The organism is Gemmatimonadota bacterium, assembly GCA_026706845.1.
Classification (GTDB): Bacteria; Latescibacterota; UBA2968; order UBA2968; family UBA2968; genus VXRD01.
This window is the reverse complement of record JAPOXY010000148.1, coordinates 25,619-36,640: the sequence shown is the minus strand read 5'-3', so window position 1 is coordinate 36,640 and position 11,022 is coordinate 25,619. Positions and strand designations below refer to the sequence as shown.

Here is an 11,022-nt window from a genome sequence, read left to right as displayed (position 1 = left end):
TGGGTAACCTCACCAATCTCAAGCACCTGGCTCTTAACAACAATGCGTTGAGTGGGGAGATCCCAACAGAATTGGGTAACCTGACAAACCTGGAGGAAATGAATCTTCATGATAATCAGTTGAGCGGTGCGATCCCTGCGGAATTAGGGAACCTGGCCAACCTTAATGCACTGAATATTTGGAATAATCAGTTAAGCGGTGAGATCCCAACGGAATTAAGCAACCTGTCCAACCTCACTCGCCTGAATCTTCACACTAATCAATTCAGTGGTTCAATTCCAACAGAATTGGGCAATCTTTCCAACCTTGAGGAACTCACTCTTTACAGGAATCAGTTGACTGGGGAAATCCCTGCAGAATTGGGTAACCTGAACAGCCTCAGATCACTAAAACTTTTCGGTAATGAGTTGAGTGGTTCAGTTCCCGTAGAACTGGGGAACTTGTCCAACCTTGAGGTAATGGAACTTGTTGGAAACAAATTGAGTGGTGCGCTGCCTCAGAGCCTGACGATGCTAACAAAGCTGGAGAGATTTAACTTTGGAGGTGGAGGATTATGTGCGCCGTCTGATGCGGCCTTTCAGGCCTGGCTTCAGGGTATTGAAGATCACGATGGCCCAACTTGTGCTCTACCAGGCCAGCGCGAGGCACTGGTCGCACTGTATAATGCAACAGATGGACCCAATTGGACAAATAACACCAATTGGCTCACCGACAACGACATCTCCACATGGTATGCCGTTGATGTTTCTGACGGTTCGGTTACGGCCCTGTACATGTGGAATAATAATCTGACAGGAGAAGTTCCTCCGGAATTGAGCAACTTAACCAACCTTGAGGAACTGGATTTTAACGATAATCAGTTGAGCGGTGAACTGCCTCAAACCCTGACCGGGCTGACAGGAATGAGGAGATTGCAGTTTTGGAATAATGAGGGACTATGTGCGCCATCTGATGCGGCCTTTCAGACATGGCTTCAGGGCATTGAAGACGCTGGTGGCCCAACTTGCGCCCCACCACCCCCACCAGGCCAGCGCGAGGCATTGGTAGCACTGTATAACGCAACGGGTGGAGATAATTGGACAAATAACGATAATTGGCTCACCGACAACGACATCTCCACATGGTATGGCGTCGGCGTTTCTGATGGCTCGGTGACAGCATTGAATCTGGGAGAGAACAATCTGACTGGAGAGATTCCAACAGAATTGGGCGACTTGACGAACATTGGGCATCTGGAGTTTGGCCACAATAAGTTTTTGAGTGGGCGGATCCCAACGGAATTAGGCAACCTGACCAATCTTACTTACCTGAGTTTTAACGAGAATCAGTTGACTGGCTCTATTCCAGCAGAGTTGGGCAACCTGACGAACCTTGGGTATCTGGGCCTTTGGTATAATCAGTTGAGTGGAGAGATACCATCCGAATTGGCCAACCTGACGAACCTTGGGGGTTTGGATCTTGGCGAAAATGCATTGAGTGGACAGATCCCAACAGAATTGAGTAACCTAACAAATCTCACTTTCTTGGGACTTCACGGCAATCAATTAAGTGGGGAGATCCCAACGGAATTAGGCAACCTGACAAATCTCACTGAACTGAATCTCTGGGGCAATCAGTTGAGTGGAGAGATACCATCCGAATTGGCCAACCTGACAAACCTTGAGAGACTGGATCTTAACGGTACTCAATTGACTGGACAGATACCATCCGAATTGGCCAACCTGACAAACCTCACAGAACTGTGGCTTGGCGGCAATCAGTTGACTGGTTCGCTACCTCAGAGTCTGACAATGCTGACGAAGCTACAGATATTTCACTTTTGGAGTGAAAGTGGCCTATGTGCGCCGCTTGATGCAGCCTTTCAGGCCTGGCTTCAGGACATTGAAGACGCCAATGGCCCAACTTGCTCGGAATAAGACGCGCTCGGACGGATTACAAACCGTTAGCCCGACTCCGCTATTCAGCTAAACAAAAGCCCGTCAATCGGTGATGATTGACGGGCTTTTTTATTTTTGGGTTGCCCCCCAGGGATTCGAACCCCGATTCTACGGTCCAGAGCCGCATGTCTTGCCATTAGACGAGGGGGCAAAAATATATAATCAGCGTTTCAGGGTATTATGAACCCAAAACCTCCAGCGCCTTTTTCAGCCTGCGAATACACGTCTCCCGTCCGAGCACAGCCATCAGTTCAAACAACCCCGGCCCAAACCCAACGCCGCAAAGCGCGAGACGCGTCGGATGAATCAGCCTCGAAGCCGAAATCCCCAATTCACCAGATAGTGTGCGCGTCACACCCTCAATATCGCCCTCACCGAACGAATCCAAACCCTCCAAACGCTCAATCATCAACGCAACGCGCTCGGGCGTATCCGTCTTCCAGTTCTTCTTAGCCGTCTTTGCATCATACACCTCTGGATCCACAAAAAAATAACCCGTATGCTTCAAATCCTCAAGTGTATGCAACCGCGGCTGCAACAACTCTGCAATCCTCAACAACTCACCCCGCCGTTCAGAAGCCTCTGCCTCCGTAAGCCACCCCTCAGCAACCCAAATCGGAACAGCATCATCCAGAACCGCATCCACCGGACGAAGACGCATATGCTCGCCATTGAGCCAGACCAGCTTCTTCTCATCGAAAATCGCATCTCGCTTGAGCAACCCCGCAACAGAAAACGCCCCGGTCAACTCATCACGCGCAAACACCTCGCGCTCATCTCCGGGAGCCCATCCCAACAGCGCGAGATAATTGAACATCGCATCCGGCAAAAAACCCCGCTCCTGATACTCCGAAATCGTCGTCGCCCCATGGCGCTTTGACAACTTGCTGCCATCGGGACCCAGAATCAGCGTCGAATGCCCATACTCCGGCACCATCCACGAAAGCGCCTCAAACAGCATAATCTGCTTCGGCGTATTTGACAAATGGTCCGCAGACCGCAACACCATATTCACACCCATATTGTGATCATCCACCACCACCGCGAGATTGTAAACAGGCGAACCATCGGGCCGCAACAAAACAAAATCCTCAACCTCGGCATTATCCCACCGCTGCACACCCCGAATGTGATCGTGCCAGACCGTCTCACCCGCAGGCACCTTAAACCGCACAACCTTTGGCCGCCCCTCGGCCTCAAAAGCCGCCTGCTGTTCCGGCGTCAAATCCCGATTGTAGCGCACGCGCCGCTTCTCGACCTGCGCCTGCCGGCGCATCGCGTCAAGCTCTTCGGCAGTCTCATAGCCGTAATACGCATGACCCGTCTCCACCAGACGCTCGGCTGCTTGCTTATGCGCCTCGGCATTATGCGACTGAAACACTGGCTCGGCGTCAAAATCAACACCGAGCCAGTTCAAACCGTCCAGAATCGTCTGAAGAGACGACTCTGTAAAACGCTCTCGATCCGTATCTTCCACGCGCAACAACAACTTTGCCTGGTCGTGCTTCGCGTAAAGATGATTAAAAATTGCCGTTCGCGCATTCCCCACGTGAAACCCACCTGTGGGAGACGGCGCAAAACGCAAAACCGTATCCGACATCGAAAATCGACCTGTGAATATATGGCGGAGAGGGAGGGATTCGAACCCTCGGTAGAGGCAACCCCCTACAACAGATTAGCAATCTGCCCTGTTCGGCCACTCCAGCACCTCTCCGCGAACAAAAACGAACAGCCAAAAGTAACAAAGGACCTGTATAAATGCAAGATAAATGGCGGTGGGGGTGGGATTCGAACCCACGGACCCGCGAGGGTCAACGGTTTTCAAGACCGCCCGATTCGACCGCTCTCGCACCCCACCACACCATCCGAAAAGTATAGATAAGCGCCCCATCTGTGTCAAGCGGTTTGTATCAAATCAACTTGACTACAATTACACTTTGTTTTTCTTCTATTTATCAATCGAACACCCAATAATCTCCGATCCTTACAACCACCAAAAAAGGGTTTGCGTTGCCCGTGCCCTTCCTGTATTTTTAGGCACAAAACTGCAACATGACCCAGAAAATCTCACACCGCGCGCCTGACCTCGCACCCTCCCCTATGATTGCGCTCATCACCGGCTCCCAGATGGCATCTATTGACCGTCGGGCAATTGACAGTGGTGTGCCGGGTATAGAACTCATGGAAGCCGCAGGCCAGGGTGTAACCCGGGCAGTAGAAAACCTGTTGGGCGAACGCCAAAACCGGCACATCGTCATCCTCTGTGGCAAAGGCAACAACGGCGGCGACGGCTTTGTCATCGCCAGACAAGCGGCCCAAAGCGGTGCAAAAGTCCAGGTATTCACAGCCACATCCGCCCGGGAAATAACAGGCGATGCAAAAATCAACCTCGACCGACTGCCCCCGGACATCGTGCAGCCAGTTGATCATATCGCAACAGTACAAAACGCACTGACCAATGCCGACATCGCCGTTGACGCGCTCCTGGGCACGGGTATCCAGGGACCTCCCCGCGGCATATACGCCGACCTTATAGAAGCCCTCGCCCGCGCCAAATGCCCCATAGTTGCCGTGGATATACCCTCTGGACTCAACGCCGACACGGGCCAAATCGAAGGACCCTGTGCAACCGCAACATGCACAGTCACATTTGCACTGCCCCGCATGGGACACTTCTTCTATCCCGGACGCGCCCAATGCGGCAAACTGCACCTCATCGACATCGGAATCCCCCCCTCGGCAATTGAGAGCGAACACATCAGCACCTACCTGATAGACAACCGCCGCTGTGCTCGCCTGCTCCCCCGCCGGGAACCCGACGCCCACAAAGGAGACTGCGGCAGAGTATATATCCTCGCCGGATCCGTGGGACTCACAGGCGCGGCGGCACTCGCTGCAAACGCGGCACTCAAAGGAGGCGCGGGCCTCGTCACACTCGGCGTACCCAAAAGCCTCAACGACATACTCGAAATCAAAGTCACCGAAGCAATGACCCACCCGCTACCCGAAGTCAAAAAAGTCAGATGCTTATCCCTGCGCGCCCGGGGTGAAATACAACGCGCGTGTCGCACAGCCGACAGCATAGCCATTGGTCCAGGCTTAGGCACCCATCGAGAAACCGTCGAACTCATCCGCCGCCTCGTGCGCGACCTGGATTGCCCCGCAGTCATTGACGCCGACGCACTCAACGCCCTCGCCAGCGACCTCAATGCAATCCGCGCCTGCGAGACACCCCTGGTACTCACCCCGCACATCGGGGAATTTGCGCGCCTGACCGGGTGCAGCATCGCCGAAATACAGCGCGACCCCATAGCACGCGCTCTGGAATTTGCCTCCGACATCGGAGCCACCACAGTCCTGAAAGGCGCACCGACCATCGTCGCAACGCCAGAAGGCGAAATACACATCAACCCAACAGGCAACCCGGGAATGGCAACCGGCGGCACAGGAGACGTACTCACGGGCCTATTAGCCGCACTCATCGGTCAGGGACTCAATCCATCAGACGCCGCCTGCACAGCCGTCTATCTCCACGGTCTCGCCGCTGACATCGCAGTTAAAAAAACAGGACAAATAAGCCTCATCGCCAGTGACATCATCGAAAACTTTGCCGCCGCCATACACCAAATACGAGATAGTGCGGACTGTCTTGATCTATACCTCACCACCTGATTCTGGACCCTGTACCCAATGCCCAAACGAACCGACCTCAAAAAAATAATGCTCATCGGCTCTGGTCCCATCGTCATAGGACAAGCCTGTGAATTTGACTACTCGGGCACACAAGCCTGCAAAGCCCTCAAAGAAGAGGGATACGAAGTCGTACTGGTCAACAGCAACCCCGCCACCATCATGACCGACCCCGAAATGGCTGATAAGACTTATGTCGAACCCGTCACACCCGAAGTATGCGCAGCCATCATCGAAAAAGAACACCCGGATGCCCTCCTCCCAACCCTGGGCGGGCAAACGGGCCTCAACACCGCCATGGCCCTGCACGAACAGGGGACACTCGAAAAATTCAACGTCGAAATGATCGGCGCAAAACCACACGCCATTGAAAAAGCCGAAAACCGAGAAGCCTTTCAAAAAGCCATGGACAAAATCGGCCTCGACTTTCCCAAAGGCCGATTTGCCTACACCCTCAAAGAAGCACTCGACATCACGGCTGAAATCGGATTTCCCGCCATCATCCGCCCATCCTACACCCTGGGCGGCACAGGCGCTGGCACCGCGTACAACATCGAAGAATTCAGACACGCTGCTGCACACGGCCTCAGCCTATCGCCCACCTCTGAGATTCTCGTAGAAGAATCCATCATCGGCTGGAAAGAATTCGAACTCGAAGTCATGCGCGACCAAAACGACAACGTCGTCATCATCTGCTCTATAGAAAACTTCGATCCCATGGGCGTACACACGGGCGACTCCATCACCGTGGCACCCGCGCAAACCCTCACCGACAAAGAATATCAGGAAATGCGCGACGATGCCATCGCCTGCATCCGAGAAATCGGCGTGGAAACCGGCGGCTCCAACATCCAATTTGCAGTAGATCCCAACACGGGCCGGCGCGTCGTCATAGAAATGAACCCCCGCGTCTCCCGCAGCTCTGCGCTCGCCTCAAAAGCCACGGGCTTCCCCATCGCCAAAATAGCCGCCAAACTCGCCATTGGATACACCCTCGACGAAATACAAAACGACATCACGCGCGAAACACCCGCCTCATTTGAACCCACCATCGACTATTGCGTCATCAAAATCCCGCGCTGGACATTTGAAAAATTTCCCCAAACCGCTGATCTGTTGGGCACACAAATGAAATCCGTAGGTGAAACCATGGCCATAGGTCGGACGTTTAAAGAAGCACTGCAAAAAGGCTTGCGCTCTCTCGAAATCGGCCGCGCGGGATTTGGTGCCGACGGCAAAGACATCCACCCCAACACCCTCTCGCGCGAAGCCCTCGAACGCGGCCTGCGCGAACCCAACTCGCAGCGATTAGCCTATCTCAAAACGGCTTATGACGCTGGACTATCCGTACAGGAAATTTTTGACGCCACCAAAATTGATCCCTGGTTTCTCGACAACATGCGACAACTCGTCGAAGTCGAAAAAGAACTCGCCGCCCTGATGGACTAACCATGACAAAACAGCACACCCTCAACGACTTAAAATCGCGTATCTCTCGCGCAGACCTGCTCAAAGCCAAACGATACGGCTTTTCCGACCGCCAACTGGCACACCTGTGGCAAAGTGACGAATGGGCTGTTCGCGCCCTGCGCAAAGAACTCGGCGTCGCGCCCGTTTTCAAAACCGTAGATACATGCGCGGCCGAATTTGAAGCCTACACGCCGTATCACTACTCGACCTATGAGACAGACAACGAAGCCATCCGATCCGATCGCCAAAAAATCATGATCCTGGGCGGCGGTCCCAATCGCATTGGACAGGGCATCGAATTCGACTATTGTTGTTGCCACGCCTCCTATGCCCTCAAAGAAGACGGCTTTGAGACCATCATGGTCAACTCCAACCCCGAAACCGTCTCCACCGACTACGACACATCCGACAAACTCTACTTTGAACCGCTCACCGCTGAAGACGTACTCAGCATAGCCGATGTTGAACAACCCGACGGCGTCATCGTTCAATTCGGCGGACAAACACCGCTCAACCTCGCGCGCGACCTCGAACGCGGGGGCCTCAACATCGCCGGCACATCGCCCGACGCCATTGACCTTGCCGAAGACCGCAAGCGCTTTGGCGCACTCATCAAAGAACTGGACATACGACAACCCGAAAACGGCACCGCAATAAGCACCGACGAAGCAATCGCCATAGCCGAACAAATCGGATATCCGGTCCTCGTGCGCCCCTCTTACGTCCTCGGGGGCCGCGCAATGGCGATCGTATATGACCGCGAAGCCCTCATCGCCTATATGCGCAATGCCATAGAAGCCTCTCCAGAGCGCCCCATCCTCATCGATCGGTTCTTAGAAGACGCACACGAATTTGACGTCGATGCCGTAGCAGATCCAACGGCAGTCGTCATTGGCGGCATCATGCAACACATCGAAAGCGCGGGCGTACACTCTGGCGACAGCGCCTGCGTCTTGCCCCCTTATCAGATCTCCAGCGCCAACCTCGACGAACTGCGCCGCCACACACACGCCCTGGCCAGAGCACTCAATGTCGTCGGCCTCATGAACATTCAGTTTGCCATTCAAGGCGAAGACGTATTTATTATAGAAGTCAACCCCAGGGCATCGCGCACAGTGCCCTTTGTCAGCAAAGCCATTGGCGTGCCCCTGGCCAAAGTCGCTGCCCGCGCAATGGTCGGGCGCACACTTGTAGAACAGGGCTTTACCCGGGAAGTCCCCATCAATCACATCGCCGTCAAAGAAGCCGTCTTGCCCTTCAACAAATTTCCCGGTGTTGACACCGTCCTCGGTCCCGAAATGAAATCCACCGGCGAAGTCATGGGCATAGACACCGACTTTGGCCTCAGCTTCCAAAAAGCGCAACTCGGCGCAGGTGTGCGCTTGCCCCAGGAGGGAACCGTATTTTTAAGCGTCAACGACCGCGACAAAGAAGGACTTGTACCGATTGCCCAACAACTATCCGACATGGACTTTCGCCTCATTGCCACAGGGGGAACCTGCGCCTTTCTCAAAAGCCACAACATCGCCTGTAATCGGATCTTCAAAATTCAAGAAGGGCGCCCAAACATACTCGACGCCATCAAAAACGGCGAAATATCTCTCATGATCAACACACCCGCAGGAGAACAATCTCAGGCCGCCGACCCTGAAATACGCAAAGCAGCCATACAATACGGCCTGCCCTACACAACCACCTTATCGGGAGCCGCCGCCGCTGTTGCTGGCATCCAATCGCTCAAAAACAACAGCACAATTCGCATTCGTTCACTCCAGGACTTTCACACTTCTTAAATCCCATGTCTCGTCTCATCTACATCACATCCCTCTGCATCCTCTGTCTGGCTTGCAAAAGCGTGTATTACAACACCTTTTACAACGCCAAACAACAGTACAGTATAGCCGAGCAAAAGCGCCTCGAATCCCAAACCCCCGGCAGCCGAATAACACCTGCGACCTATAACGCGCTCTACCAGCGGGCCATACTCAAAGCGTCCATCGTGCTCAAATACTTTCCCGATAGCAAATGGTTCGACAACAGCTTGCTACTCATCGGCAAAGCGTCTTATTGGCGCGAAGATTACACCGAAGCACTCACCAAATTTCAAGAACTGCAAAAACTCTTCCCAGAAAGCGAACTAATCCCCGAAACGCGCTACTGGCAGGGCCTCGCACTCTGGGCAATGGATCGCACCAATGAAGCGCGGACTACATTTTCTCTTTTTGAGAAAGAAACCGATCCCGAGTTATACGGCCTGGCAAATCTGGCACTCGCGGAAATGGAAGCTGCACAGGGCAACAGAGAAGACGCGATCATATCCTATAAAACACTGCTCGAAACACTCGACAAAAAGCACAAATTGCGCGCGCGCGCCTGGCAAGGCGTGGGCAACAACCTCCTCGAATTGAACCGATACGACGAAGCACTTGAAGCCTACGAAAACGTGCTAAAATCAAAACCCGATACCAGGACAAATTTTGAAACCCGCGTCAAAATTGGCGAAACCCTCGAGCGCCAGCAAAAATACGACGGGGCGCTGGACACATACCAAAAAATATTAAAAATCAAACGGCTTCGCATATACGAAGCCGAAATACGCCTCAAACAGGCGCATATATACCGGTTGAAAGATCAGACTGAAACCGCGGAAGAAATCTACAGCGACGTCGGGAAAAAATACCCCCGTAGCGAATACAGCGCAGAAGCTTTTTATCGCCTGGGGCTCATCGAACAAAAATCGCGTAGAAACCTGGAAAAAGCCAAAGAACTATTCGAAAAAGCCGTCCGCGAAGACCGAAGTTCAGATGAGGGCAAACTGGCTTTACAACGGCAAAAAGATCTCGTAGCACTCGAACGCTATACCAAACAAGCCGAGAAAGTCGAAGACCCGCAAAAAGCACTGGGACCGCTTTTTGACCTCGCCGAACTATACCTCTTTAATCTCGGCGAACCCGATTCAGCCCTGAGTATTTACCAGCGCGTATTGAGCCTGACCGACACGACTGACCTGGCACCCAAAGTGCGTTATGCCATCGGACTTATTTATGCCGACAGCCTGAAAAATGAAACCGCAGCGCGCGAACACTTCCAACTACTTCTCGACCAATATCCCAACACACCTTATGCCGTTGAAGCCAGGACGCGCCTCAATCAAAAACACACCGACGATGACCTGGCAGAAACGCGATTTCTCGAAGCTGAAAACCTCATCGCAGAAGGCACACCAGCACGGGATATCTTACCCATCTATCGACAAATAGCCGACGAATATCCCAACAGCCTCTTTGCCCCAAAGTCACTTTTTGCCCTTGCCTGGACCTACGAAAATGACCTGGACCAGCGCGAACAGGCAAAAACCATTTACGAACAAGTGCAGGAGCGATACCCCCTCACACAATACGGCAAAATTGCAACCGACAAACTCAAGGGCAAATTCCTCGACCCCCCGCCTGAGCCTGCAGACACCACCCAAACGCAACCATCTGATACGCAACCCGACACAACGCGAACTGATACAACGGATGCACCACCGGATACAACGGCTACCCCGCCTGATATCTCAAAGCTCAGAACGCAAAAAACACCCCCTCCAAAACCCGCCTTCAAACCCGATGTCATTATCGGAGGCGGTATCATGGAAGCCGTAGATGCCGATGAAGAGCCTCAGGTCATAGAAGAAGTTGAACCCGAATACCCCGAAGAAGCCAGAGCCGAAGGCAAACCCGTCACGGTCTTCTTGCGCTTGCTCATCTTAAAAAACGGCAGCGTAGGCGAAGTCCACGTAACCTCGGGACCCGAACGCTTTCACAGTGCCGCAGTAGAAGCAGCAAAACAATACACCTTTGAACCCGGCATACACGAAGACGCACCGCGCGACATGTGGATAGATATAACCATCTACTTTGAACCGCCAGAGTAAGCAACA

Annotated in this window: 4 protein-coding genes, 3 tRNA genes and 1 pseudogene; 4 read left to right on the top strand and 4 right to left on the bottom strand. The window is 53.2% G+C overall.

Annotation, left to right across the window (positions count from 1 at the left end; genetic code table 11):
- The coding region (locus OXG87_14510) for a leucine-rich repeat domain-containing protein (protein MCY3870761.1) at positions 1-1,916 on the top strand (1,916 nt) is incomplete at its 5' end.
- Positions 1,917-2,017: 101 nt separating this feature from the next.
- On the opposite strand, the gene OXG87_14505 is transcribed toward OXG87_14510, so the two are convergent.
- The 4 genes from OXG87_14505 to OXG87_14490 all read right to left on the bottom strand — a co-directional run bounded on the left by OXG87_14505 (position 2,018) and on the right by OXG87_14490 (position 3,795).
- Positions 2,018-2,088, bottom strand: a tRNA-Gln gene (locus OXG87_14505).
- Positions 2,089-2,115: 27 nt separating this feature from the next.
- On the bottom strand, positions 2,116-3,537 hold the full coding sequence (gene gltX / locus OXG87_14500; protein MCY3870760.1) for a glutamate--tRNA ligase: 1,422 nt from the start codon (positions 3,535-3,537) through the stop codon (positions 2,116-2,118).
- A 22-nt stretch (positions 3,538-3,559) separates the two neighbouring features.
- Positions 3,560-3,651: transfer RNA gene (locus OXG87_14495), tRNA-Ser, on the bottom strand.
- A 56-nt stretch (positions 3,652-3,707) separates the two neighbouring features.
- A tRNA-Ser gene (locus OXG87_14490) sits at positions 3,708-3,795 on the bottom strand.
- A gap of 194 nt (positions 3,796-3,989) precedes the next feature.
- On the opposite strand from OXG87_14490, the gene OXG87_14485 reads away from it, so the two are divergent.
- The 3 genes and pseudogenes from OXG87_14485 (at position 3,990) to OXG87_14475 (ending at position 11,016) form a co-directional block, all read left to right on the top strand.
- Positions 3,990-5,609 carry an NAD(P)H-hydrate dehydratase gene (locus OXG87_14485; protein ID MCY3870759.1) on the top strand — a complete coding sequence of 540 codons (1,620 nt, stop codon included), beginning with the start codon at positions 3,990-3,992 and terminating at the stop codon, positions 5,607-5,609.
- 18 nt (positions 5,610-5,627) lie between these two features.
- A pseudogene (gene carB / locus OXG87_14480) lies at positions 5,628-8,890 on the top strand (carbamoyl-phosphate synthase large subunit).
- Positions 8,891-8,895: 5 nt separating this feature from the next.
- Entirely contained in the window at positions 8,896-11,016 is a 2,121-nt protein-coding gene (locus OXG87_14475) for a TonB family protein (GenBank protein ID MCY3870758.1), read from the top strand.
- Positions 11,017-11,022 lie beyond the last annotated feature (6 nt).